The 22,332-nt window shown below is 43.0% G+C and carries 35 protein-coding genes; 1 reads left to right on the top strand and 34 read right to left on the bottom strand.

What is annotated here, in order from left to right:
* Nucleotides 1-49: 49 nt before the first annotated feature.
* Nucleotides 50-2,467, top strand: coding sequence for a penicillin acylase family protein (locus tag AC1EU2_RS16685; protein WP_480299399.1), 2,418 nt, complete (start codon nucleotides 50-52; stop codon nucleotides 2,465-2,467).
* Between the two features lie 352 nt (nucleotides 2,468-2,819).
* Here AC1EU2_RS16685 and rplQ read toward each other — a convergent pair whose 3' ends face one another.
* From rplQ to add, 34 genes are all read right to left on the bottom strand, one after another.
* Nucleotides 2,820-3,218, bottom strand: coding sequence for a 50S ribosomal protein L17 (gene rplQ / locus AC1EU2_RS16680; protein WP_129946272.1), 399 nt, complete (start codon nucleotides 3,216-3,218; stop codon nucleotides 2,820-2,822).
* Nucleotides 3,219-3,260: 42 nt separating this feature from the next.
* Nucleotides 3,261-4,250: a DNA-directed RNA polymerase subunit alpha gene (locus AC1EU2_RS16675; protein WP_129946271.1), complete on the bottom strand. Its 990-nt coding sequence runs from the start codon at nucleotides 4,248-4,250 to the stop codon at nucleotides 3,261-3,263.
* A gap of 24 nt (nucleotides 4,251-4,274) precedes the next feature.
* Nucleotides 4,275-4,895, bottom strand: coding sequence for a 30S ribosomal protein S4 (gene rpsD, locus AC1EU2_RS16670; RefSeq protein ID WP_129946270.1), 621 nt, complete (start codon nucleotides 4,893-4,895; stop codon nucleotides 4,275-4,277).
* Nucleotides 4,896-4,924: 29 nt separating this feature from the next.
* Nucleotides 4,925-5,317, bottom strand: coding sequence for a 30S ribosomal protein S11 (rpsK, locus tag AC1EU2_RS16665; RefSeq protein WP_129946269.1), 393 nt, complete (start codon nucleotides 5,315-5,317; stop codon nucleotides 4,925-4,927).
* A gap of 17 nt (nucleotides 5,318-5,334) precedes the next feature.
* Complete coding sequence (gene rpsM, locus AC1EU2_RS16660; RefSeq protein ID WP_129946268.1) at nucleotides 5,335-5,691, bottom strand: 30S ribosomal protein S13; 357 nt, start codon at nucleotides 5,689-5,691, stop codon at nucleotides 5,335-5,337.
* A gap of 127 nt (nucleotides 5,692-5,818) precedes the next feature.
* Nucleotides 5,819-5,932, bottom strand: a complete 114-nt coding sequence (gene rpmJ, locus AC1EU2_RS16655) for a 50S ribosomal protein L36 (RefSeq protein ID WP_006083579.1) — start codon at nucleotides 5,930-5,932, stop codon at nucleotides 5,819-5,821.
* A gap of 20 nt (nucleotides 5,933-5,952) precedes the next feature.
* Nucleotides 5,953-7,293, bottom strand: a complete 1,341-nt coding sequence (gene secY / locus AC1EU2_RS16650; protein ID WP_129946267.1) for a preprotein translocase subunit SecY — start codon at nucleotides 7,291-7,293, stop codon at nucleotides 5,953-5,955.
* 6 nt (nucleotides 7,294-7,299) lie between these two features.
* On the bottom strand, nucleotides 7,300-7,734 hold the full coding sequence (rplO, locus tag AC1EU2_RS16645) for a 50S ribosomal protein L15 (RefSeq protein WP_129946266.1): 435 nt from the start codon (nucleotides 7,732-7,734) through the stop codon (nucleotides 7,300-7,302).
* A 1-nt stretch (nucleotide 7,735) separates the two neighbouring features.
* The gene (gene rpmD, locus AC1EU2_RS16640) at nucleotides 7,736-7,918 is read right to left on the bottom strand and encodes a 50S ribosomal protein L30 (RefSeq protein ID WP_480299398.1); all 183 of its coding nucleotides are present in this window, start codon (nucleotides 7,916-7,918) and stop codon (nucleotides 7,736-7,738) included.
* Between the two features lie 6 nt (nucleotides 7,919-7,924).
* Nucleotides 7,925-8,428: a 30S ribosomal protein S5 gene (gene rpsE / locus AC1EU2_RS16635; RefSeq protein WP_480299397.1), complete on the bottom strand. Its 504-nt coding sequence runs from the start codon at nucleotides 8,426-8,428 to the stop codon at nucleotides 7,925-7,927.
* Between the two features lie 15 nt (nucleotides 8,429-8,443).
* Complete coding sequence (rplR, locus tag AC1EU2_RS16630; protein ID WP_480299396.1) at nucleotides 8,444-8,794, bottom strand: 50S ribosomal protein L18; 351 nt, start codon at nucleotides 8,792-8,794, stop codon at nucleotides 8,444-8,446.
* A gap of 11 nt (nucleotides 8,795-8,805) precedes the next feature.
* Entirely contained in the window at nucleotides 8,806-9,339 is a 534-nt protein-coding gene (gene rplF, locus AC1EU2_RS16625) for a 50S ribosomal protein L6 (RefSeq protein ID WP_480299395.1), read from the bottom strand.
* 10 nt (nucleotides 9,340-9,349) lie between these two features.
* The gene (gene rpsH, locus AC1EU2_RS16620; protein WP_480299394.1) at nucleotides 9,350-9,742 is read right to left on the bottom strand and encodes a 30S ribosomal protein S8; all 393 of its coding nucleotides are present in this window, start codon (nucleotides 9,740-9,742) and stop codon (nucleotides 9,350-9,352) included.
* A 22-nt stretch (nucleotides 9,743-9,764) separates the two neighbouring features.
* The gene (gene rpsN, locus AC1EU2_RS16615; protein ID WP_129946260.1) at nucleotides 9,765-10,070 is read right to left on the bottom strand and encodes a 30S ribosomal protein S14; all 306 of its coding nucleotides are present in this window, start codon (nucleotides 10,068-10,070) and stop codon (nucleotides 9,765-9,767) included.
* 10 nt (nucleotides 10,071-10,080) lie between these two features.
* Nucleotides 10,081-10,620, bottom strand: coding sequence for a 50S ribosomal protein L5 (gene rplE / locus AC1EU2_RS16610; RefSeq protein ID WP_480299393.1), 540 nt, complete (start codon nucleotides 10,618-10,620; stop codon nucleotides 10,081-10,083).
* A 16-nt stretch (nucleotides 10,621-10,636) separates the two neighbouring features.
* Entirely contained in the window at nucleotides 10,637-10,948 is a 312-nt protein-coding gene (gene rplX, locus AC1EU2_RS16605; protein ID WP_480299392.1) for a 50S ribosomal protein L24, read from the bottom strand.
* 11 nt (nucleotides 10,949-10,959) lie between these two features.
* Nucleotides 10,960-11,328, bottom strand: coding sequence for a 50S ribosomal protein L14 (rplN, locus tag AC1EU2_RS16600; RefSeq protein ID WP_121853345.1), 369 nt, complete (start codon nucleotides 11,326-11,328; stop codon nucleotides 10,960-10,962).
* A 182-nt stretch (nucleotides 11,329-11,510) separates the two neighbouring features.
* A complete protein-coding gene (gene rpsQ, locus AC1EU2_RS16595; protein ID WP_129946257.1) occupies nucleotides 11,511-11,759 on the bottom strand; it encodes a 30S ribosomal protein S17 in 249 nt (82 codons plus the stop codon).
* On the bottom strand, nucleotides 11,759-11,950 hold the full coding sequence (rpmC, locus tag AC1EU2_RS16590; RefSeq protein ID WP_480299391.1) for a 50S ribosomal protein L29: 192 nt from the start codon (nucleotides 11,948-11,950) through the stop codon (nucleotides 11,759-11,761). Before rpmC ends, rpsQ begins: the two co-directional genes overlap by 1 nt.
* Entirely contained in the window at nucleotides 11,950-12,360 is a 411-nt protein-coding gene (gene rplP / locus AC1EU2_RS16585) for a 50S ribosomal protein L16 (RefSeq protein WP_129946255.1), read from the bottom strand. Before rplP ends, rpmC begins: the two co-directional genes overlap by 1 nt.
* 11 nt (nucleotides 12,361-12,371) lie before the next feature.
* Complete coding sequence (gene rpsC / locus AC1EU2_RS16580) at nucleotides 12,372-13,058, bottom strand: 30S ribosomal protein S3 (RefSeq protein ID WP_129946254.1); 687 nt, start codon at nucleotides 13,056-13,058, stop codon at nucleotides 12,372-12,374.
* A 9-nt stretch (nucleotides 13,059-13,067) separates the two neighbouring features.
* Nucleotides 13,068-13,400: a 50S ribosomal protein L22 gene (gene rplV / locus AC1EU2_RS16575; RefSeq protein ID WP_480299390.1), complete on the bottom strand. Its 333-nt coding sequence runs from the start codon at nucleotides 13,398-13,400 to the stop codon at nucleotides 13,068-13,070.
* Between the two features lie 15 nt (nucleotides 13,401-13,415).
* Nucleotides 13,416-13,694, bottom strand: coding sequence for a 30S ribosomal protein S19 (rpsS, locus tag AC1EU2_RS16570; RefSeq protein WP_129946252.1), 279 nt, complete (start codon nucleotides 13,692-13,694; stop codon nucleotides 13,416-13,418).
* Nucleotides 13,695-13,708: 14 nt separating this feature from the next.
* The gene (gene rplB, locus AC1EU2_RS16565) at nucleotides 13,709-14,533 is read right to left on the bottom strand and encodes a 50S ribosomal protein L2 (protein WP_129946251.1); all 825 of its coding nucleotides are present in this window, start codon (nucleotides 14,531-14,533) and stop codon (nucleotides 13,709-13,711) included.
* A 17-nt stretch (nucleotides 14,534-14,550) separates the two neighbouring features.
* Nucleotides 14,551-14,853, bottom strand: a complete 303-nt coding sequence (rplW, locus tag AC1EU2_RS16560; protein ID WP_129946250.1) for a 50S ribosomal protein L23 — start codon at nucleotides 14,851-14,853, stop codon at nucleotides 14,551-14,553.
* A complete protein-coding gene (gene rplD / locus AC1EU2_RS16555) occupies nucleotides 14,850-15,455 on the bottom strand; it encodes a 50S ribosomal protein L4 (RefSeq protein WP_480299389.1) in 606 nt (201 codons plus the stop codon). The genes rplW and rplD overlap by 4 nt, the downstream gene beginning before the upstream one ends.
* A gap of 17 nt (nucleotides 15,456-15,472) precedes the next feature.
* Complete coding sequence (gene rplC, locus AC1EU2_RS16550) at nucleotides 15,473-16,111, bottom strand: 50S ribosomal protein L3 (RefSeq protein WP_129946248.1); 639 nt, start codon at nucleotides 16,109-16,111, stop codon at nucleotides 15,473-15,475.
* A 27-nt stretch (nucleotides 16,112-16,138) separates the two neighbouring features.
* Complete coding sequence (gene rpsJ, locus AC1EU2_RS16545) at nucleotides 16,139-16,450, bottom strand: 30S ribosomal protein S10 (protein WP_011070616.1); 312 nt, start codon at nucleotides 16,448-16,450, stop codon at nucleotides 16,139-16,141.
* A gap of 351 nt (nucleotides 16,451-16,801) precedes the next feature.
* On the bottom strand, nucleotides 16,802-17,236 hold the full coding sequence (locus AC1EU2_RS16540; protein WP_480299388.1) for a hypothetical protein: 435 nt from the start codon (nucleotides 17,234-17,236) through the stop codon (nucleotides 16,802-16,804).
* 470 nt (nucleotides 17,237-17,706) lie between these two features.
* Nucleotides 17,707-19,266: a methyl-accepting chemotaxis protein gene (locus AC1EU2_RS16535; protein WP_480299387.1), complete on the bottom strand. Its 1,560-nt coding sequence runs from the start codon at nucleotides 19,264-19,266 to the stop codon at nucleotides 17,707-17,709.
* Between the two features lie 163 nt (nucleotides 19,267-19,429).
* A complete protein-coding gene (locus AC1EU2_RS16530) occupies nucleotides 19,430-19,945 on the bottom strand; it encodes a hypothetical protein (RefSeq protein ID WP_480299386.1) in 516 nt (171 codons plus the stop codon).
* A gap of 112 nt (nucleotides 19,946-20,057) precedes the next feature.
* Nucleotides 20,058-20,558: a hypothetical protein gene (locus AC1EU2_RS16525; protein WP_480299385.1), complete on the bottom strand. Its 501-nt coding sequence runs from the start codon at nucleotides 20,556-20,558 to the stop codon at nucleotides 20,058-20,060.
* A 63-nt stretch (nucleotides 20,559-20,621) separates the two neighbouring features.
* Nucleotides 20,622-21,110, bottom strand: coding sequence for a hypothetical protein (locus tag AC1EU2_RS16520; protein WP_480299384.1), 489 nt, complete (start codon nucleotides 21,108-21,110; stop codon nucleotides 20,622-20,624).
* A gap of 111 nt (nucleotides 21,111-21,221) precedes the next feature.
* Nucleotides 21,222-22,217, bottom strand: a complete 996-nt coding sequence (gene add, locus AC1EU2_RS16515) for an adenosine deaminase (protein WP_480299383.1) — start codon at nucleotides 22,215-22,217, stop codon at nucleotides 21,222-21,224.
* Nucleotides 22,218-22,332 lie beyond the last annotated feature (115 nt).

The following is a 22,332-nucleotide window of genomic DNA, read 5'->3' as shown; positions in this document are numbered from 1 at the left end:
TAGAAAGAGTGATTTTTGTTGCAAGTTCAATAAGCTAAAGAGGTTTAGCATGTCTCGTTGGATCAGAAATACCCTCATTTTACTTTTCGTAGCCGTAATCTTTATTTCTTTAGCCTGTTATTCCATCTTATATATGAGCTTGCCTCAGTTGAATGGTGAACAAAAAGTACCAGGTATCCACCACTCTGTTTCAATAAAACGTGACGCTCATGGTGTCCCAGTGATCACAGGCAGCTCCAGAAGCGATGTCGCTTTTGCTACAGGTTACTTACACGGTCAAGAACGTTTCTTTCAAATGGATCTTTCTCGAAGAAATTCAGCTGGCGAACTGTCAGCTATGTTTGGCAGAGTGGCTTTTGATTTCGATAAACAACAACGCCGACATCGTTTCAGGAAGGTGGCAACAGAGGCTATTGCACTTTTACCTCCTGAGCAAAAAGCCATTCTTAGTGCTTACACTAACGGGGTAAATGCAGGTTTAAATGCGCTTCATACCAAACCATTCGAATATTGGATGCTCGGTCTCAAGCCTAAGCCATGGAAAATGCAGGATAGCCTGTTAACTGTATTCAGTATGTATCTAGAGCTGAATGATTCAAAAGGTAAAATTGACGAAACTAAAGGGCTCATTAAAACGCTAGCATCACAAAAAGTATTGGATTTCATTTCTCCTGAAAAAACCCGTTGGGACTCTCCTCTTATTGCAGACGGTTACCAACAGCAACCGATCCCAAATAAAGAAGAGATAAATCTAAGATCAGAGCCGAGTGATTTTTATGCTAACTTGACAGGAAAACTCATTCCAGATGGCTACTTAGGCAGTAACAACTTTGCAGTATCAGGGAAAGTGACCAGCACAGGTCATGCAATTGTAGAAGACGATATGCATCTTGGGCTCAGAGTACCTACTGTATGGTATCGAACACAAATCAATTATCCAGAAAACATAAAGCACCCAAATGGAAAGCAAGTTCGAGTCACCGGAGTCACTTTACCCGGCGTACCAAACATTGTTGTAGGCAGCAATGGCTATGTAGCTTGGGCCTTTACTAATAGCTATGGCGACTGGGTTGATTTAATTAAATTAAAGATAAACGGTGATGAATATTATACAAACCAGGGTCGAGCGAAACTTGATACATGGTATGACACGATTGATATAAAAGATGAGCCGTCAGTAGAAGTAAAATACCAAACGACACATTGGGGACCAATAAAGCCTTCATCACTTACGACGGATACTTTTGCAACTGCTTGGACCGCTTACAATCCAAAGTCAACAAACCTTAATTTGCTCGAACTAGAAAAAGCTCACACCATCCAACAAGCCATTGCTATAGCAAACAAATCTGGAATCCCTCCACAAAACTTCACCGTCGGAGATAATAAAGGCAATATCGCTTGGACAATTGCAGGGATACTACCTAAACGAAATAATGTTGATAGTCGCTTGCCGATCCCCTATCAGCTTGCAGATAAACATTGGGAAAACCTGCTTGCAAAGTCTGAATACCCAAAAATCATTAACCCACAAAATAACCGAATTTGGACAGCCAATGCGAGAGTAGCCTCAGGAAAAGATTTAACCAAATTAGGTGACGGTGGTTATGCACTGGGTGCAAGACAAAAGCAGATCAGAGATGCTTTGCTCAACATTAAGCAGTTCAACGAAAAAGATTTACTTCATGTAGCACTCGATGACCGAGCCTTGTATATGAATAACTGGCGTAAAATCATCCTCGCAACACTCACTCAAGCCAACTTAAAAAGCCACCCAGAACGTGGTGCGTTTCTAAGTTACGTTCAAAACTGGTCAGGTCGCGCTGAGCCAAACGATGTTGGTTATCGTTTAGTGAGAGAATTCCATGACACTCTGAATATGACCGTTATAAAAAGCATTGGTCGATATTTACTGAAACGTAGCGACTCGCAAGTAAAAGACATTCCAGACTCCTGGATACAAGGTGCAAACCATGAGCGAGAAATGCTGCTTAGACTTTATCAAAACAAACCTATGAACTGGCTGAGCCCTCAATACAAAAGTTGGGATCAACTGTTTTTAGCATCGATCGATAAAGTGATTGCACAACTGTCTAAACAGTACGACGTTAAGCCTGTTGACGCATTAAAATTAGCAACTTGGGGCAGTCGTAATACAGCAGAAATTAATCATCCCCTTAGCCGTGCTTTGCCGGTTATTGGAAGTTGGCTTGATATGCCACACATTCCACTAAGTGGTGACAGTTATATGCCAAAAGCACAAAGACCAACTGCTGGCGTGTCAGAACGAATGATTGTGTCACCAGGGCATGAAGAAAGCGGTATTTTTCATATGCCAGGAGGACAAAGTGGAAATCCAATATCGCCATTCTACAAAGACGGCTTTAACAATTGGGCTAATGGAACCGACAGCCCATTCCTTCCAGGCTCTGAAGAATATCAATTAATGCTTATACCACAGCAATGATAACGAACACGGCTCTATTATCAATAGAGCCTACTTACTCAGCTTTTACATTAAAAATATTGGACTAGTGGCTGAATACAAACAACCACGATGTTCATAGCTCACTTCGTACATCGAAAACATGATCAGCGATTACACAAAAATTTATGTATCTAAACAGTGCCTGCACGAATAAAAAGCGAAATATAGATGAGTACAAAGGTCGGATAACCGATTACTGCACAAGAAAAGGGGAAATAAAATACTAGTAATCGAATTGCTGAATTAGCTATAGCGCTTGAAAGTCAATCTGTCGTAATCATCAGATATAAAAAAACCGAGCACTAGGCTCGGTTTTTTATTTATTCTTCAGTTACTCTGCAGCAGCTTCTACTTCAACTGCTTCAGCATCTTCTGGACGATCAACTAGCTCAATATACGCCATAGGCGCTTTATCACCAGTACGAAGACCGCACTTAAGAATACGGGTATAACCGCCAGGACGTTCCTGGTAGCGTGGACCCAATTCAGTAAATAACTTACCTACAACTTCAGCGTCGCGAGTACGTGCAAATGCTAGACGACGATTTGCAACACTGTCACTTTTAGCAAGTGATATTAAAGGCTCAACTACGCGGCGCAGTTCTTTCGCTTTAACAGTAGTCGTCTTGATGATCTCATGACGAACTAATGATACAGCCATGTTACGAAACATAGCTTGGCGATGACTGCTATTGCGGTTAAGTTGACGTCCACTCTTACGATGGCGCATGACTTAATCCTTATAACCTAAAATCTGTACAAAACCTGGGACTTATAGGTCGTCTGCTAAACTAGCTGGAGGCCAGTTTTCAAGACGCATACCTAACGACAGTCCGCGAGACGCTAATACATCCTTAATTTCAGTAAGAGACTTCTTACCTAAGTTAGGTGTTTTTAGCAACTCAACTTCAGTGCGCTGTACCAGATCTCCGATGTAATGAATCGCTTCGGCTTTCAAACAGTTAGCCGAACGTACAGTTAACTCTAGATCGTCGACAGGACGCAATAGAATCGGGTCGAATTCTGGTTTCTCTTCTTTCTGCTCTGGCTCAGTTACATCACGTAATTCTACGAATGCATCTAGCTGCTCAGCAAGAATCGTTGCTGAACGGCGGATAGCTTCTTCAGGATCAATAGTACCATTAGTGGTCATATCGATAACAAGCTTATCCAAGTCAGTGCGTTGCTCTACACGTGCTGCTTCAACATTGTAAGCAATACGAGCAACCGGTGAGAAAGAAGCGTCTACTAATAAACGGCCAATTGGACGTTCATCTTCTTCGGTTTGTGCACGAGCTGATGCTGGTACATAACCGCGACCACGTTCTATACGAATACGCATGCTGATGTCATTGTTACCAGTCAAATGACAGATAACATGATCTGGATTCATGATAGCAACATCACCATCATGAGTTATATCTGCTGCGGTAACAGGGCCTGCGCCTGACTTACTCAAAGTAAGCATGGCTTCATCTTTACCCTCGAGGTGTACTGCTAGACCCTTCAAGTTAAGCAATATTTCAAGGATATCTTCTTGTACGCCTTCCTTGCTGCTGTATTCATGCAGTACGCCGTCGATTTCGACTTCAGTAACTGCACAGCCTGGCATAGACGACAATAGGATGCGACGCAACGCGTTACCTAAAGTGTGACCGAAACCACGTTCTAGCGGCTCCAAAGTAACCTTGGCACGTGTTGTGTTAACCTGCTCGATATCAACGAGACGCGGTCTAAGAAATTCTTTAACAGAACCCTGCATTGTGTCCTCTCTTGTTTATTAGCTTTACTTAGAGTAAAGCTCGACGATCAGCTGTTCGTTAATGTCTGCAGACAGGTCGCTACGCTCTGGTAAGCGCTTGAAAGTACCTTCCATTTTAGCGTTGTCTACTTCAACCCATGTAGGCTTCTCACGTTGGCCTGCAACTTCTAAAGCTGCACCAATACGAGCTTGCTTACGTGATTTCTCGCGAATGCTTACTACATCATTCGCAGACACTTTGAATGACGGAATGTTTACAACACGACCGTTTACCACAATTGACTTATGGCTAACCAGCTGACGTGCTTCTGCGCGAGTTGAACCGAAACCCATACGATAAACTACGTTATCTAGGCGAGTTTCTAGCAACTGAAGTAAGTTTTCACCTGTGTTGCCTTTAACGCGTGCAGCTTCTTTATAGTAATTACGGAATTGCTTTTCTAGCACACCGTAAGTACGACGAACTTTTTGTTTCTCACGTAGCTGAATACCATACTCAGATAAACGCGGCTTACGAGCACCGTGTTGACCTGGAGCTTGTTCCAGCTTACATTTCGAATCGATTGCTCTCACGCCGCTTTTTAAGAAAAGGTCAGTACCTTCTCGGCGGCTGAGCTTGAGCTTAGGACCCAAGTATCTTGCCATGATCTTTCTCCAACTATCCTATTAACGCGTTATACACGACGTTTCTTAGGAGGACGACAACCGTTATGCGGGATAGGCGTCACATCGGTAATGTTGGTAATTTTATAACCAACAGCGTTCAGCGCACGAATGGCTGATTCACGACCTGGACCTGGACCCTTTACGAAAACTTCTAGGTTTTTAACACCATAATCTTGAGCTGCTTGACCAGCGCGCTCAGCAGCAACCTGTGCAGCGAATGGAGTAGATTTACGTGAACCACGGAAACCTGAACCACCTGCAGTTGCCCATGCTAGTGCATTACCTTGACGATCTGTAATGGTAACAATTGTATTGTTGAAAGACGCATGGATATGAGCCATGCCATCAGCAATCTGTTTACGTACACGCTTGCGCGGTGAACGTGACGGACTTTTAGCCATTGCTTAACCCCTTCCCGTTACTTTCTAATTGGCTTACGTGGACCTTTACGCGTACGCGCATTGGTCTTTGTACGTTGCCCACGGAGAGGCAGGCTACGACGATGGCGGAGACCACGATAACAACCAAGATCCATAAGACGCTTGATGTTCATTGAAATCTCACGACGTAAGTCACCTTCTACTTCGTATTTGGCAACTTCTTCGCGTAGAGTATCTATTTGAGCTTCGCTCAATTCCTTGATCTTCACATCTTCAGCAATGTTACTAGCAGAACAAATAGCTTTAGCTGTTGTTTTGCCGATACCGAAGATTGCAGTTAAAGCGATAACTGCGTGCTTCTGATCAGGAATGTTAATGCCAGCGATACGGGCCACTATGCACTCCTCAAGTTAAAGGTTATCTGCGAAAAGCCCGAAAGGATACTCGACAGATAACAGTTTTGCAATTACTTTTTGGCCAGTCTGGAGATTATTTCAACCAGACTGACCAAACTTCTTTTTTTTAGCCTTGACGCTGTTTGTGTTTTGGTTCAACACAAATTACGCGTACAACGCCACTACGCTTGACGATCTTGCAATTACGGCAGATCTTCTTCACGGAAGCTCGAACTTTCATTTCATCACTCCGTTATGCGATTAGCGACCAAAGCGATCTAAATTCGCTTTATTCACTAAATTCGCTTTCTTCATCACAGACTCATATTGATGTGACATCATATGGGTCTGCACCTGAGCCATGAAGTCCATGATTACCACTACCATAATCAGTAGTGAAGTACCGCCGAAGTAAAATTGTACTTTCCAAGCGATTAACATGAACTCCGGAATTAGGCAGATAAAGGTAATGTATAACGCACCAGCCAATGTAAGACGGGTCATTACTTTATCAATGTAACGCGAAGTCTGTTCTCCAGGACGTATCCCAGGAATGAATGCACCACTCTTCTTCAAGTTATCAGCTGTTTCACGCGGATTGAAAACCAATGCCGTGTAAAAGAAACAGAAGAAGATGATTGCCGTTGCATACAATAATGAATACAGCGGTTGTCCAGGCGATACAGCCAGTGAAATATCACTTAACCATGCCATAGACTCATTTTGACCAAACCACTGAGCCAGTGTGCCTGGGAACAAAATGATGCTGGATGCAAAAATTGGTGGTATTACACCTGCCATGTTGAGTTTCAACGGCAAGTGAGTACTTTGCGCTGCGAAAACTTTACGACCTTGCTGACGCTTGGCGTAGTTTACCACAATGCGGCGCTGACCGCGCTCTACAAATACCACAAAATATGTGACTGCAAACACAATCACTGCAAGTAGCAACAGTACTAATACATTCAAGTCACCTTGACGCGCCTGCTCGGCTGTTTGGCCAATAGCAGAAGGTAGACCAGCAACAATACCTGCGAAAATAAGAATCGAGATACCATTACCAATCCCGCGCTCAGTAATTTGCTCTCCGAGCCACATCAAGAACATCGTCCCTGATACTAAGCTCACTACCGCAACAAAGTAAAAGCCGAAGCCTAAGTTAACTACTAGGCCTGGTACTAAGTTAGGTAGACCAGTCGCAATACCAATTGACTGGAAAGTCGCTAATACTAACGTGCCGTATCTTGTATATTGACTGATTTTTTTACGTCCAGACTCGCCTTCTTTTTTCAATTCAGCCAGTGCTGGATGCACAACAGTCAACAACTGCATGATAATCGACGCCGAAATATACGGCATAATTCCCAATGCAAAAATAGAGGCACGCTCAAGGGCACCACCAGAGAACATGTTAAACATGCCTAAGATAGTACCCTTCTGCTGAGCGAAGAGCTCTGCTAAAACAGCAGCGTCAATACCAGGAATTGGTACAAATGAACCCGCTCTGAAAACGATAATTGCACCAATCACGAACAGGAGACGAGCTTTCAATTCTGATAGTCCGCCTTTCGCGCTTTTTAAATCAAGTCCTGGTTTTGCCATTGACGATTATTCCTCGATCTTACCGCCGGCAGCTTCAATAGCTGCACGTGCACCTTTGGTTACCTTCAGACCTTTTACGGTCACTGGGCGCTCAATGGTACCTGAAAGAACGATTTTCGCAAACTTGATGTTGCGAGTAATTACATTTGCGTCTTTCAACGAATGTAAGTCAATAACATCACCGTTAACTTTCGCTAGTTCACCTAGGCGTACTTCAGCTGTTACAAGAGCAACGCGTGAAGAAAAACCAAACTTCGGCAAACGGATTTTAAGAGGCATTTGACCGCCCTCAAATCCTACGCGTACACCGCCGCCACTACGTGACTTTTGACCTTTGTGACCACGACCACCAGTCTTACCAAGACCAGAACCGATACCACGGCCTACACGCTTTTTAGCTGATTTTGAACCTGGTGCTGGAGATAAAGTGTTTAACTGCATTTTATTCCTCCACCGATACCATGTAATAAACTTTATTTACCATACCGCGAACTGAAGGAGTATCTTCAAGTTCAACAGTGTGGCCAATGCGACGAAGGCCTAAACCTTTAATCGAAGCACGGTGCTTTGGTAAACGACCAATAGCACTTTTAGTTTGAGTTACTTTAATAGTTTTCTTAGCCATGGTGCATTACCCCTGAATATCATCAACATTCAGACCACGCTTAGCTGCGATTTGTTCTGGTGACTTCATGTGCACTAGAGCATCGACAGTTGCGCGAACGATGTTAATAGGGTTAGTAGAACCGTAAGCTTTAGACAGTACGTTATGTACGCCTGCAACTTCCAGTACAGCACGCATCGCACCACCGGCAATAACACCAGTACCTTCACTTGCTGGTTGCATGTAAACACGCGAACCTGAGTGACGGCCTTTGATTGGGTGATGCAAAGTACCTGCGTTCAATTGAACAGTTACGATATTACGACGAGCTTTCTCCATCGCTTTTTGAATCGCAGCCGGTACTTCACGAGCTTTACCATAGCCATAGCCAACTTTACCGTTACCGTCACCAACTACTGTTAGTGCAGTAAAGCTAAAGATGCGACCACCTTTTACCACTTTAGAAACACGATTTACTGCAACTAACTTCTCTTGCAGATCGTCTTTTTGCTGAGTTTCTAATTTAGCCATAATTTTATAACTCCTTTAGAACTTCAGGCCAGCTTCACGAGCGGCATCAGCTAATGCTGCTACACGACCATGATACTTAAAACCAGAACGGTCAAACGCAACCGAAGTTACGCCTTTCTCTACCGCACGTTCAGCAACGGTTTTACCCACTGCTTTAGCTGCGTCAACGTTACCAGTGCTTTTAACTGCTTCTTTAACTGCTTTTTCAACAGTTGAAGCAGAAACTAGTACATTTGCCTCAGAGTCGATAACCTGAGCGTAAATGTGACGCGGAGTACGATGAATGACCAGACGGTTAACGCCCAGTTCAAGGATCTTCTTACGTGCACGAGTAGCGCGACGTAAGCGAGATGTTTTCTTATCCATTTCGCGTTACCTTACTTCTTCTTAGCCTCTTTACGGCGTACATTCTCATCAGCGTAACGAACACCTTTACCTTTATAAGGTTCTGGTGGACGGTAGCCGCGAATTTCAGCTGCAACTTGACCAACCAACTGCTTATCAGTACCCGTAAGTACGATTTCAGTTTGGCTAGGGCATTCAGCCTTAACGCCTTCAGGAAGTTCGTGAACCAAAGGATGTGAGAAACCTAAAGTTAGGTCAACACCCTTGCCTGCAACTTTTGCACGGTAACCAACACCGATCAAAGTCAGTTTCTTCTGAAAACCTTCAGAAGTACCGATGACCATGTTGTTGATCAAAGCGCGAGCTGTACCCGCTTGTGCCCATGCGTTGGCAACGCCATCCACTGGTGCAACTTTGATTTCCGTACCTTCAACAGTAACAGTTACAGCGCTGTTGATTTCACGAGTTAAGGTGCCTTTAGCGCCTTTAACGCTAATGGCTTGACCGTTTACTGTCACCTCTACGCCCGCAGGAATAGCGACTGGTGCTTTTGCTACACGAGACATTGCTTGCTCCTTACGCTACGTAGCAGATAACTTCGCCACCCATGCCAGCTTGGCGAGCAGCTCTATCAGTCATCAAACCTTTAGAAGTGGACACAATTGCGACACCCAGACCGCCCATCACTTTAGGAAGTTCGTCTTTACCTTTGTAAATACGAAGACCTGGACGTGATACACGTTGGATAGTCTCAACGACTGGTTTGCCTTGGAAATACTTTAATGTTACTTCCAATTCAGGCTTAGCCTGGTCTGCTACGGCGTAGTCTGAGATATAACCTTCGTCTTTTAAGACTTTAGCAAGAGCGATTTTCAGCTTTGCAGAAGGCATAGTTACAGATACTTTGTTAGCAGCTTGGCCGTTACGAATACGGGTTAACATATCCGCAATAGGATCTTGCATGCTCATATTAGCTTACTCCGTACAGTAATTACCAGCTGGCCTTACGCAGACCAGGAACTTCACCACGCATTGTTGCTTCACGTAATTTAATACGGCTTAAGCCGAATTTACGTAAGTAACCATGTGGGCGACCAGTTTGATTACAGCGGTTACGCTGACGCGCACTGCTTGAATCACGTGGTAGTGATTGTAGCTTAAGAACTGCATCCCAACGTTCTTCTTCAGAAGTGTTTGGGTTAGCAATTAACGCCTTAAGCGCTGCACGTTTTTCAGCATATTTTGCTACGAGCTTTGCACGTTTATCTTCACGTGCCTTCATAGAACTTTTTGCCATTACGCTACCCTTATTTCTTAAATGGGAAGTTGAATGCGTCCAATAGAGCACGACCTTCTTCGTCATTCTTAGCAGACGTCGTAATAACGATGTCCATGCCACGAATTTTATCGATTTTATCATAATCGATTTCTGGGAAGATGATTTGCTCACGAACACCCATTGCATAGTTACCACGGCCATCAAACGCTTTCGCGCTCATGCCACGGAAATCACGAATACGTGGAATTGCAATGTCAACTAAACGCTCTAAGAATTCCCACATACGCTCACCGCGTAGGGTAACTTTACAGCCAATAGGGTAGCCTTCACGGATTTTAAAACCAGCAACTGATTTACGAGCTACAGTTACCACTGGTTTTTGACCAGCGATTGCAGTCATGTCACGAAGCGCATGCTCCATAACTTTTTTATCTGCAACAGCTTCGCCTACACCCATGTTCAGGGTGATTTTCTCAACCCGAGGGACTTGCATGACACTGGTATAACCAAACTTTTTAGCAAGTTCAGCGATAACAGTCTCTTTGTATTTATCATGCAGTTTCGCCATCGTTTACTCCAATTACTTAAACGAGTTCACTGTTCGATTTGAAGAAGCGGACTTTCTTGCCATCTTCGAATCGGAAACCAACACGATCAGCCTTGCCAGTGGCAGGGTTTACGATCGCTACATTTGATGCTTGAATCGGTGCTTCTTTGTCAACAATACCACCTTGAACACCCAATTGAGGGTTTGGCTTCTGGTGTTTCTTAACAAGATTTACGCCTTCAACAAACATTTTACCGTTAGATAAAACTTGGGTAACTTTACCAGTTTTTCCCTTGTCTTTACCTGTCAGTACGACTACTTCGTCTTCACGACGGATTTTTGCTGCCATTTTGAAGCTCCTTACAGTACTTCTGGTGCCAGCGAGACAATTTTCATGAATTGATCATTACGCAATTCACGTGTCACTGGGCCAAAGATACGAGTACCAATCGGTGCAAGGTTTGCGTTAAGCAATACCGCTGCGTTCCGATCGAAGCGAATGACAGAACCATCTGGACGACGTACGCCTTTCTTAGTACGGACTACCACCGCGTTATACACATCACCTTTCTTCGCTTTAGCGCGAGGAATTGCTTCTTTTACAGAAACTTTGATGATGTCGCCGATCCCGGCATAACGACGATGAGAGCCACCCAAGACCTTAATACATTGAACTCTACGCGCACCGCTATTATCGGCCACTTCAAGCTGCGATTGCATTTGGATCATTTCAAGTGCTCCGCTATCGTTACTACACAAAAGCCCTTAATTATTAGGGCATACATTCACCAATTTTCGAGCACATTTGCTCAAAAATGGCGCGCAAGTATACCACCATAATTCAGGAATAGGTAGTAATTAAAAAACAAACGGCCCCAAAAGTTGGAGCCGTTTCACTAAAAGCCTAAAAATTAGGCTTTTGTAACTACTTCAACCAATGTCCAAGACTTAGTCTTAGAAAGAGGACGACATTCGCTAATAGTAACGATATCGCCTTCTTTACACACGTTTTGCTCATCGTGTGCATGGATCTTAGTAGTACGTTTAATATACTTCCCGTAGATTGGGTGTTTTACTTGGCGCTCAACAGCAACAGTAATAGACTTGTCCATTTTGTCGCTAGTTACGCGGCCTAGTAATGTACGGATTTTATCAGACATTATGCACCCGCCTTAGAAGTAATAATGGTCTTAACACGCGCAATGTTGCGACGTACTGTTTTCAGTTGATGAGTTTGATTCAACTGGCCAGTAGCGTGTTGCATGCGCAGGTTGAACTGCTCACGCAGCAGACCAAGTAATTCAGCGTTTAAATCTTCAACGCTTTTTTCTCTTAGTTCGCTCGCTTTCATTACATCACCGTCTTAGTTACGAAGGTAGTCTTAATCGGAAGCTTGGCAGCAGCAAGAGTAAACGCTTCACGCGCTAGCTCTTCGTTCACACCATTCATCTCATAAAGAACCTTACCAGGTTGAATCTGACATACCCAGTATTCAACGTTACCTTTACCTTTACCCATACGCACTTCAAGAGGCTTAGAGGTAATTGGCTTGTCAGGGAAAACTCGAATCCAAATTTGTCCTTGACGTTTAATGTGACGAGTCATTGCACGACGCGCAGATTCGATTTGACGAGCTGTTAGACGACCACGTCCAACTGCTTTCAAACCGAAGTCACCGAAGCTTACTTCAGTGCCTTTACCAAGACCGCGGTTACGGCCTTTGTGCATCTTGCGAAACTTCATTCGTTTAGGTTGCAGCATTGAAGGCTCTCCTATTTACCACGAGGCTTGCGCTTTGGCTGCTTCGGCTCTTCTAGTTTTGGCATGATTCCGTCTAGAACTTCACCTTTGAAGATCCAAACTTTAATACCAATTACACCGTATTGGGTGTGAGCTTCTGCAGTTGCGTAGTCGATATCAGCACGAAGAGTGTGTAGAGGTACACGACCTTCACGATACCACTCAGAACGTGCGATTTCAGCACCGCCTAAACGGCCGCCTACTTGAACTTTGATACCTTGTGCACCAATGCGCATTGCATTTTGTACCGCACGCTTCATAGCACGACGGAACATAACACGACGCTCTAATTGCTGTGCAATAGAGTCAGCAACAAGTTTTGCATCAAGTTCTGGCTTACGGATCTCAGCGATGTTGATTTGTGCTGTAGTACCAGTCATTTTTGACACAGTCTTACGTAGCACTTCAACGTCTTCACCCTTCTTACCAATCACAACACCTGGACGGGCAGTGTGAATCGTAACGCGGATGCTTTTCGCTGGACGCTCGATAACAATCTTGGATACTGAAGCTGCTTTTAGTTTCTTGAAAAGAAACTGGCGAACTTCCCAGTCGCTATCTAGGTTTGCTGCATAATCACTCTTATCAGCGTACCAGGTAGAGATCCAAGGTTTGGTGATACCCAGACGGATACCATTTGGATGTACTTTCTGTCCCATTACTCTCTCCTAGCGATCTGCTACAACCACAGTGATGTGGCTGGTACGCTTGATGATACGGTCAGCACGGCCTTTAGCACGTGGTCTGATACGCTTCATAGTTGGAGCTTCATCAACGAAGATTTTACCAACGATTAGCTCGTCGATATCTGCACCTTCATTGTGCTCCGCATTTGCGATTGCTGAATTAAGTACTTTCTTAACCAGTACGGCCGCTTTCTTAGGGCTGAAGGTCAGGATTTCCAGCGCTTTAGCAACAGGTAATCCACGAACTTGATCAGCAACTAAGCGAGCTTTCTGAGGCGACGTACGGGCGTAACGATGTTTAGCTAAAACTTCCATCTTGAGTCTCCCGTATTAACGCTTCTTCGCTTTCTTATCAGCAGCGTGGCCGCGATAAGTGCGAGTTGGTGAAAATTCACCAAGCTTGTGACCGATCATTTCGTCAGTTACGAACACAGGTACGTGCTGACGACCATTATGGACAGCGATGGTCAATCCAATCATATTTGGAATGATCATTGAACGGCGTGACCAAGTCTTAATTGGCTTTTTGTCACCCGATTCCAACGCTTTCTCTACCTTCTTCAGCAAGTGCAGGTCAATGAAAGGACCTTTCTTGAGAGAACGTGGCATGGCGAATCCTCTTACTATTTATTACGACGACGTACGATGTACTTGTCAGTGCGTTTATTGCTACGAGTCTTATAACCCTTAGTAGGCATACCCCATGGAGACACAGGATGACGACCACCAGAAGTACGACCTTCACCACCACCATGTGGGTGATCTACAGGGTTCATGGCAACACCACGAACTGTAGGGCGTACGCCTCTCCAGCGTTTCGCACCAGCTTTACCTAATTGGCGTAGCATGTGCTCAGAGTTACCAACTTCACCTAAGGTTGCGCGGCAATCTACAGGAACTTTACGCATTTCGCCTGAGCGAAGACGTAGAGTCGCGTATGCGCTATCACGAGCAACAACTTGTACATATGCACCAGCTGAACGCGCGATTTGAGCGCCTTTACCAGGCTTCATTTCAACAGCGTGAACAACAGAACCTACTGGAATGTTGCGTAACGGCAATGCGTTACCCGCTTTGATTTCAGCATCAACGCCTGACATGATTTTGTCGCCAGCTTGCATGCCTTTAGCAGCAAGAATATAACGACGTTCACCATCTGCATACACTACTAGAGCGATATGCGCAGTACGGTTTGGATCGTACTCAAGACGTTCAATTTTTGCAGGGATACTATCTTTATTGCGTTTGAAGTCAATAATACGATAGTGCTGCTTGTGACCACCGCCCACGTGGCGAACAGTGATGCGACCAGTGTTGTTACGACCACCAGACTTTGACTTTTTCGCCAACAGGCCAGCAAAAGGTTTACCCTTGTGCAGATCTTTGTTCACCACTTTAACTACGTGGCGACGACCAGCAGAGGTTGGCTTACACTTAATAACTGCCATTGTTTAATCTCCTTTGCTTACTCAGCGCCGCCGACGAAGTCTAGGTCTGCACCGTCAGCTAAAGTAACATAGGCTTTTTTCCAATCGCTACGACGACCCATACGGGCACCGTGACGCTTAGTTTTACCTTTGTTAACCAAAGTGCGAACAGTCTTAACTTCAACTTCAAACAATTGAGCTACTGCAGCTTTAATTTCAGCTTTAGTGGCATCAGTTGCTACACGGAAAACTACAGTGTTCGTTTTCTCAGCATTAACAGTACTCTTTTCAGAGACGTGTGGTGCTAGAATAACTTTTAGCAAACGTTCTTCGCGGATCATGCTAGCATCTCCTCGATTTGCTTCACTGCATCAGCAGTAACCAACACAGTGTTGAACGCGATTAAGCTAACTGGGTCAATACCCGCAACGTCACGAACGTCAACTTTGTATAAGTTACGAGCTGCTAAGAACAAGTTCTCATCAACTTCTGGTGTAACAATCAATACATCGTCTAAATTCATGTCGTTTAGCTTGCTCTTTAGCTCTTTAGTTTTCGGAGCTTCAACACCAAACTTTTCAACAACTAGTAAACGGTCTTGACGTACTAATTCAGACAGAATGCTCTTAAGCGCTCCGCGGTACATCTTCTTGTTTACTTTTTGGCTGTGGTCTTGTGGCTTAGCCGCGAACGACACACCACCAGAACGCCAGATTGGGCTTTTCACAGAACCCGCACGAGCGCGACCTGTACCCTTTTGACGCCATGGCTTTTTACCAGAGCCTTTTACTTCTGCGCGCGTTTTTTGCGCACGAGTACCTTGACGAGCGTTTGCTGCGTAAGATACAACTACCTGATGAACCAGTGCTTCGTTAAACTCACGGCCAAAGGTAGCTTCGGAAACTTCAAGAGCGCCTTGCGCGTCTTTCAATGCTAATTCCATTACTATCTCCTCAGACCTTAAGCTTTAACTGCTGGCTTGATAATCAGGTCGCCATTGGTAGCACCAGGTACAGCACCTTTTACCAATAGTAGGCTGCGTTCTGCATCTACACGAACCACTTCTAGGTTTTGTGTAGTTGTACGCTCATCACCCATGTGACCAGACATCTTTTTACCTTTGAATACACGACCAGGCGTTTGGTTCTGACCGATAGAACCGTTTGCTCTGTGTGCCAAAGAGTTACCATGCGTCATGTCTTGAGTTTGGAAGTTCCAGCGCTTAACGCCGCCTTGGAAACCCTTACCTTTAGATTGACCAGTAACGTCTACTTTCGCTACGTCAGCGAAGATATCAACTGTTAGTTCAGCACCAACTTCAATGCCTTCACCTTCACCATCAGCAAGACGCATTTCACGAATGATACGACCAGCTTCTACGCCAGCCTTAGCAAAGTGACCCGCTTTTGCTTTATTGATGCGGTTGGCTTTTTTGGTGCCTGTAGTAAGTTGAAGTGCACGGTAACCGTCAACGTCAAGTGTTTTAACTTGAGCTACGCGATTCGCTAGAACTTCAATTACAGATACTGGGATTGAAGTACCATCTTCGGTGAAGATGCGCGTCATACCCACTTTACGACCAATTAGACCGATTGCCATCTCTCAAACCTCTTCTTAGGATCTCAATTAACCCAAGCTAATCTGAACGTCGACACCAGCTGCAAGATCTAGACGCATAAGTGCATCAACAGTCTTCTCAGTAGGCTCAACGATGTCAACTAGACGCTTGTGTGTACGTAATTCGTACTGGTCACGAGCATCTTTATTAACGTGTGGAGAGATCAAAACGGTATAACGCTCTTTGCGCGTTGGTAGTGGAATTGGACCACGTACCTGAGCGCCTGTACGCTTCGCAGTTTCAACGATTTCCGCAGTAGACTGATCAATTAAACGATGATCAAATCCTTTTAAGCGGATACGGATTCTTTGGTTCTGCATTGACCAGAGCTCCTAAAATGAACACATAAAAAATCACCCTCATGCAGCTTTCTTTTCGGAAAGGCAGAGTGAGATGATTTAACCGTTCGATTCCCAATCGGAATCGCTGTTTATTAATCGTTAATCATATCGATTAACGCTTTACTTTGTCACTGTACAATTGCAGTGAGCGGGCAATTATACTCAGCTTTTCGCTAAGATCAACCCAATAGCACAATTATTCTGCGATATAGTTCACATCGCAGCTTGTACATCAAAATATGGAGGGGATTATACGCAGATTCGATGAAAATACTATATTTGAAGAGATGATTTCTATTCAGTGCCCTCTTTTCTACTCACATCCTTTCTTTATGTTCTGTTCTTTTTTGGGGAAGGCTCGACTGATAAGTATTTCCTAAAGGTTTCTGGTTTAGGGTTGTGCCTCAAGCTAACGGTTCTTAATTGTGGTTGATATTCGCTTAGATTTTTGGCCATTCCTGAGCGAGCCACTTTCTGACATTCTTGTTGTTCTGAAATGTAACGTCTTGTCATCATTTTTAAAAATGCTTTGCTCGGGTGTTGTACTTTACCTTCTATTGGAGGGAGTGCCCTTGTATATGTTGTCGTAGTCGATTTATCTGACGATTTGATGGTTTCATGTAAATTAAGTTGATGGTTTGAATCATCGACACTAGGAGTTACAGGGAAATGACATAAAAGCCACCGAATAGTTCGTTCGTGTTGAGCTTTGGTATATGGCTCTCCAACATTATATGGCAGCTGATTGAAGTTAACAGACTGCATAATTGTTATCCGTTTATCTCTGTACAGATACAAATACTCTTCGTATCTATTAATTTTAGATTCAGGTCTTAAATGACTATTAACTTTTTCCAATATAACATCTTCTAGTCAACAACTCGTTAACTTACAGTCTAAATAACCTAAGCTTCCTGAAAAGTAGATATTAAGTAAATTTAATTCTAATGACTCATTATTACTGCAAACACTGTAATTCGCTGTGTTTAATTAAAGTTAATTAATGTCGGTTTGTTGAACGTTGCTCTTGTTTTATTGTGATTTCACCATTTATCACTTTTAAGTAACGTTTATATGGACCACTGAAAACTCACAAATAGAAGCAGAGAGTGATATGTATAATACTGTTCTTCTTCAATCTCAGTTGAAAGCTTTACTCGCAAACTTGTCTTCTACAGAACAGCACTCCATATCACTGGTATAATCCGCAGTTCACACTTGAGCCATATTCATAATCACTTATCAAATTGAGAAACCAAGTCCTGTTGACGTTCGTTTTGCAATGTTAACCCTTGCCCTAACTCTACAGCACTATTCACGTTACCTAACAAGGCTTCGGTGTTTTGCTCTAAACTTCGCATATTGCCTTCAACCTGTAGCATCGCTTGAGATTGCTCTTCAGCTGCAACAGCTGTTTGTTGCCCCACTCCTTGAACTTCTGTTAGCGATTCATTCATTTTTACCAACGTGGCTTTAAGTTGTTGTTCCGACTCTAAACTCTCTGAAATGAGCCCATGACTGAATTGCATTTGCTCAACAGCCTTAGCGGAAGTCTGTTTTAATCTGCTGATGATATCTTGAATCTCTTTACCTGATGTTTGTGAGCGATTTGCCAGCATTCGAACTTCATCAGCAACGACCGCAAAACCTCGCCCTGCATCCCCTGCTCTAGCTGCCTCAATTGCGGCATTCAATGCAAGTAAATTCGTTTGCTCAGCCAAACTGTCAATCACGCTGAGTACATCATCGATACGCCCACACAGCTCATCAAGGTTAGAAATTGAAAATTGAGATTTTTCCAATAATTCGGTGATTTTTAAATTGGATTCTTGTGAAATGGCGAGCGCTCGTTGCGTATCCTCGAGCTTTTGAATGGTCTGCTCAATATTGCATGCTGTTTCAACGGTATTTTGTGCGACTTCATTAATCGTCTCACTCATCTGACAAACTGAAGTTGCTACTTGCGAGAAATGATTATTCTGTTCAGTCAAATTATCTAAGTTTTGTTTATTTTGCTGATCCTGCCCCACAATCGACTTTTGCAATTTTTCACCACTGTCTTGAATACGCCCAACAATAGCCAATGTCTCGGCCTTGCGCATCCTTAGACTTAACTCTATATGTGAAAGCTCATCAACATGCCCAGTATAAATGTATTGATTAATTGGATTATCGTGTACTTCTTCACTGAGCTTAAGTGTTGATTGCCATCGGTGATTAAGTTTTAACAATGGCCATAAACCTATCGTGATTCCGGTTAACAATAAAACAAATTGATAAGCAATGTTGTCCTGTTGAACACCGAAACCAATACATAGCACCGAGAATAGCCAACCTATTATGAGACTTTGAATAATAGTTGGCCGATATTTAGGGACAATGATTTTATCTTTATTTAGCTTTTGATAGCACTTTTCAGCTCGTTTTATTAGATGGGCATCAGGCTTGGTTCTCACAGATTGATATTCATCAACTTCGCCATCATGTTTTATTGGGCTGACAAACGCATTCACCCAATAGTAATCACCGTTTTTACAACGATTTTTGACGAGTCCCATCCAGTTTCGACCACTCTTAATTGTGCTCCATAAATTTTTAAACGCTGCTTTGGGCATATCTGGGTGACGGATAGTATTGTGTGGCTGTCCAATCAGCTCTTCAGCTTCATAACCACTTACATTTAAGAAGTCTTGGTTGAGGTATGTAATGTTACTGTTTAAATCGGTTGTTGAAAGGATTTTAAAACTATCAGGGTAGACAACTTCATTTGCCATACTGCTTTTTTTTACATCCATGATGAAACTCTTATGACCAGACTGTAATTAAGACTTTATTTTGCCACCCCACTGTAAACATCTAAATAACAAACACTCTCTTGAAACAAAAAAACGCCACTTAGTTGACCAAAGTCAAACTTGCGGCGCATCATTTTCTTATCACTCGAAATCTTAATTTCTCTTAGCAACCTGAATCTATAATAATGCTGGATGGGTTAGCGGCTTGTTTCTGGCTGCCTGCTTGACGATAAAGTAAGTAGCAGTTCTCTTTTTTAATCATCGGATCAAAAATTCTTACTTGAGCTACGCCATCGTCGCTGTCTCCAATTTGCTGAAATTGCCAGTTTGCAGTCGAAGGATTAATACTTTGCTTTCCGTTAAAGACGAAGCCTAATGCATTTTTTAAATCTTCAGATTTTGTTGACAGGTAACCGTTAAAAGTTCCTAAACTTACACTGTCTATGACAATGCTATTCGCACCTTGAGAAGCTCCCATTTGAAGTGCCTTCTCATTGACAATTTTATTCGCCTTTGAAATTGCGACTTTTAATGAGTTTAACGCTGACGAATGATTTTCCTTAACTAAATTGACTGCAGATTTGTTTTGGCCAATTAATAGAATCCCTGCAATAACGAGCACTAATACAATCACGAAAACCAAGGCTTTAGATTGTGCAGCTCCATTTTGGTTTTGCATAGTGTTTCTCAACTTATGTTAATTACAGACTGAGCCGAGTCTATCATCAAGGTTTAAAATATTTCATTGCAAAAACATATAGCTTAGATTTTTTGACATATAAGAAGGGTGATTAACACCCTTTGTCTTCAATAAGATATTGTTCTGCTTTGGGTTGATCTAACGTACCAGCTTCAACATATATAATATGACAGTTTGCAGGTGCTTCTTTGTGCTGCAATTGAATCTTTCTCGGCTCATTTGATTTAGAAGGTTGCCCAATCATGTTCCAATAATCGAACGCCGTGTGATGTGTTTGAATCGAGCGGTAGGCAACGTCTAATCCACTCTCTAGAGAACTTGATGTCGCTCTTAACTTACCATTTAATAATGGAATAGCCACGCCATCAATCAGTACATCGGCTTCTCCTTCTGAGTTATGCATTGGCAATACTTGCTGATTCACATGTTTAATGGCCGTCAGTAACCCTAAAAGCTCCGATTTATGGTGTTTTGTTGTTGCTTGTTCCAAGGCTGGTTTATTTAATGCAATCAAAAGTCCAATAACAACTAATGTCGCTATGATTGCAATCATCATAATGGGTGTATTTGAAGATTGATTATCTTGATCCACAGTATTTCTCCATCCCTAAAGTAAAAATATCCTTTTAACTATAGGAAACAATGAGCATTTTGCTCAGCAACCGTGATTAATCATGGTTATTGTTGCGGCTTTAGGGTGAGAACCCGTTCCCGCTTCGCTGTAAACTAAGAAACAGTTCTTACTCGCACTGCTAGGAGCTAACTGGAGACTTTTACTTTGTCCATGACTGGCCTGCATTTCAACTAACGACCATCCTCTTAACGCAGACACGTTAGTCTCAGAGGCCAAATAAGCACTATCTAAACCTTGCCTTAACGCCGTACCGCTTGCACGCAGTTTTCCATTCATTAAATCAACTGGGTAACCATTAATAAAACGAGTGCTTTCTCCTCCCATTTCAAAATGGTTTGGTAGCAACGTATTATTAATATTATCGATGGCAACTCGCATCGCATTCAGTTTTGCAAGGTTTTGTTTTTGACTGTGAGCATCACTTTGTGTTGAAAGTGCCGCAGCACTGGTTGCGATAATCAGTAAGACGACAATAATGGCGACATTGATATTAAGTTGATTTGCTTTCATACATCTCTCCACTCTAATCCATAGAGAACAACAGTTAAGTTAAGTGTAGAAAAACAAATTGAGTTTGCAGAAAAAGAGCATGTGCAAACATGCTCTTATATAAAGAAAGAGTTACAACTTAGATTGATAAAGCGCTTTGCGTTCGCTTTCAGATAAGAAAGCCATTTCTACGCCATTAACTTGCAGCTGTTTTAATTCAGTTTGAGATAAGCCAATCTCTGAATGTGCCACTTGATATTCATGCGCAATATTAATGTTGCTCACACCAGGGTCATCCGTGTTCAAGTTAATCAAAACACCTTTATCTAAAAAGTGTTTAATTGGATGAGCTTGGTAAGACTCAACCGTTGAAGTATGCAAGTTACTGGTTGGGCAAGACTCAATGCCAATACGATTTTCAACTAAATAGTCCATCAATTCAGGATCGTGTATCGCTTTAACGCCATGTCCAATACGTGTAGCACCCAGCTCACGAATCGCTTGCCACATGCTTTGAGCACCATCAGCTTCACCAGCATGCACAGTGACCCCTAGGAAGGCATCACGCACTTTCATAAAGTGTTCATTGAACAGTTGACCTGGGAAGCCAAGCTCATCACCAGCTAAATCCATACCAACTAACTTGTCTTTGTGTGCCAACAAGGCATTCAATTCTTGATGACAAGCTTCTACGCCAAAAGAGCGAGACATAATGCCGATTAAGTTAACTTTTACATCATGATCTTTCAGGCCAGCTTGAACACCATCTGCAACAGCCTCTACGACACCTTCAATCGGCAATTTATGTGTCATTGCCATATAATAGGGACTGAATCGTAATTCTGCGTAGTCTAACCCTGTTAATGCGGCATCTGCCACATTTTCATAAGCGACTCGCTTAACGGCGTCTAGGTCAGCCAATACTTTTACCATCCAATCGAGCTTAGTTAAAAAACCGACAAGATCACTTTCTTTTCCTTGGATCTGAACAAACGGAGCTAAGGTTTCAATTGAATTTGCAGGTAATTCAATGCCATGTTGATGCCCTAAATCCCAAATGGTTTCAACTCGGACATTACCATCAAGGTGGCGATGCAAATCCACTAACGGTATCTTGTTATCGATCATTTATTTACCCCCCAAAAAAGCCCTCGCACGACCGAATGTCGACATTGTTATTACGACAGTGCGAGGAATTATCCCTAATTGATTTCGTAGATTTGCTGTAGCTAATTTTTTGTTT

Source organism: Parashewanella sp. 2304DJ23-3, assembly GCF_056591695.1.
This window is presented reverse-complemented; position numbering and strand designations above follow the sequence as displayed.

Bases quoted from the DNA above. Each gene is read 5' to 3' on its own strand.
- AC1EU2_RS16685 (WP_480299399.1), top strand. From the start codon at position 50: ATGTCTCGTTGGATCAGAAATACCCTCATTTTACTTTTCGTAGCCGTA.
- rplQ (WP_129946272.1), bottom strand. From the start codon at position 3,218: ATGCGCCATCGTAAGAGTGGACGTCAACTTAACCGCAATAGCAGTCAT.
- AC1EU2_RS16675 (WP_129946271.1), bottom strand. From the start codon at position 4,250: ATGCAGGGTTCTGTTAAAGAATTTCTTAGACCGCGTCTCGTTGATATC.
- rpsD (WP_129946270.1), bottom strand. From the start codon at position 4,895: ATGGCAAGATACTTGGGTCCTAAGCTCAAGCTCAGCCGCCGAGAAGGT.
- rpsK (WP_129946269.1), bottom strand. From the start codon at position 5,317: ATGGCTAAAAGTCCGTCACGTTCACCGCGCAAGCGTGTACGTAAACAG.
- rpmJ (WP_006083579.1), bottom strand. From the start codon at position 5,932: ATGAAAGTTCGAGCTTCCGTGAAGAAGATCTGCCGTAATTGCAAGATC.
- secY (WP_129946267.1), bottom strand. From the start codon at position 7,293: ATGGCAAAACCAGGACTTGATTTAAAAAGCGCGAAAGGCGGACTATCA.
- rplO (WP_129946266.1), bottom strand. From the start codon at position 7,734: ATGCAGTTAAACACTTTATCTCCAGCACCAGGTTCAAAATCAGCTAAA.
- rpmD (WP_480299398.1), bottom strand. From the start codon at position 7,918: ATGGCTAAGAAAACTATTAAAGTAACTCAAACTAAAAGTGCTATTGGT.
- rpsE (WP_480299397.1), bottom strand. From the start codon at position 8,428: ATGGCTAAATTAGAAACTCAGCAAAAAGACGATCTGCAAGAGAAGTTA.
- rplR (WP_480299396.1), bottom strand. From the start codon at position 8,794: ATGGATAAGAAAACATCTCGCTTACGTCGCGCTACTCGTGCACGTAAG.
- rplF (WP_480299395.1), bottom strand. From the start codon at position 9,339: ATGTCTCGTGTAGCAAAAGCACCAGTCGCTATTCCTGCGGGCGTAGAG.
- rpsH (WP_480299394.1), bottom strand. From the start codon at position 9,742: ATGAGCATGCAAGATCCTATTGCGGATATGTTAACCCGTATTCGTAAC.
- rpsN (WP_129946260.1), bottom strand. From the start codon at position 10,070: ATGGCAAAAAGTTCTATGAAGGCACGTGAAGATAAACGTGCAAAGCTC.
- rplE (WP_480299393.1), bottom strand. From the start codon at position 10,620: ATGGCGAAACTGCATGATAAATACAAAGAGACTGTTATCGCTGAACTT.
- rplX (WP_480299392.1), bottom strand. From the start codon at position 10,948: ATGGCAGCAAAAATCCGTCGTGAAGACGAAGTAGTCGTACTGACAGGT.
- rplN (WP_121853345.1), bottom strand. From the start codon at position 11,328: ATGATCCAAATGCAATCGCAGCTTGAAGTGGCCGATAATAGCGGTGCG.
- rpsQ (WP_129946257.1), bottom strand. From the start codon at position 11,759: ATGTCTGATAAAATCCGTACATTACTAGGCCGCGTAACTAGCGACAAA.
- rpmC (WP_480299391.1), bottom strand. From the start codon at position 11,950: ATGAAAGCGAGCGAACTAAGAGAAAAAAGCGTTGAAGATTTAAACGCT.
- rplP (WP_129946255.1), bottom strand. From the start codon at position 12,360: ATGCTGCAACCTAAACGAATGAAGTTTCGCAAGATGCACAAAGGCCGT.
- rpsC (WP_129946254.1), bottom strand. From the start codon at position 13,058: ATGGGACAGAAAGTACATCCAAATGGTATCCGTCTGGGTATCACCAAA.
- rplV (WP_480299390.1), bottom strand. From the start codon at position 13,400: ATGGAAGTTTTAGCTAAACATCGTTACGCCCGTACGTCGCCTCAGAAA.
- rpsS (WP_129946252.1), bottom strand. From the start codon at position 13,694: ATGCCACGTTCTCTCAAGAAAGGTCCTTTCATTGACCTGCACTTGCTG.
- rplB (WP_129946251.1), bottom strand. From the start codon at position 14,533: ATGGCAGTTATTAAGTGTAAGCCAACCTCTGCTGGTCGTCGCCACGTA.
- rplW (WP_129946250.1), bottom strand. From the start codon at position 14,853: ATGATCCGCGAAGAACGTTTGCTAAAAGTTATTCTAGCACCACACGTC.
- rplD (WP_480299389.1), bottom strand. From the start codon at position 15,455: ATGGAATTAGCATTGAAAGACGCGCAAGGCGCTCTTGAAGTTTCCGAA.
- rplC (WP_129946248.1), bottom strand. From the start codon at position 16,111: ATGGCAATCGGTCTAATTGGTCGTAAAGTGGGTATGACGCGCATCTTC.
- rpsJ (WP_011070616.1), bottom strand. From the start codon at position 16,450: ATGCAGAACCAAAGAATCCGTATCCGCTTAAAAGGATTTGATCATCGT.
- AC1EU2_RS16540 (WP_480299388.1), bottom strand. From the start codon at position 17,236: ATGCAGTCTGTTAACTTCAATCAGCTGCCATATAATGTTGGAGAGCCA.
- AC1EU2_RS16535 (WP_480299387.1), bottom strand. From the start codon at position 19,266: ATGGATGTAAAAAAAAGCAGTATGGCAAATGAAGTTGTCTACCCTGAT.
- AC1EU2_RS16530 (WP_480299386.1), bottom strand. From the start codon at position 19,945: ATGCAAAACCAAAATGGAGCTGCACAATCTAAAGCCTTGGTTTTCGTG.
- AC1EU2_RS16520 (WP_480299384.1), bottom strand. From the start codon at position 21,110: ATGAAAGCAAATCAACTTAATATCAATGTCGCCATTATTGTCGTCTTA.
- add (WP_480299383.1), bottom strand. From the start codon at position 22,217: ATGATCGATAACAAGATACCGTTAGTGGATTTGCATCGCCACCTTGAT.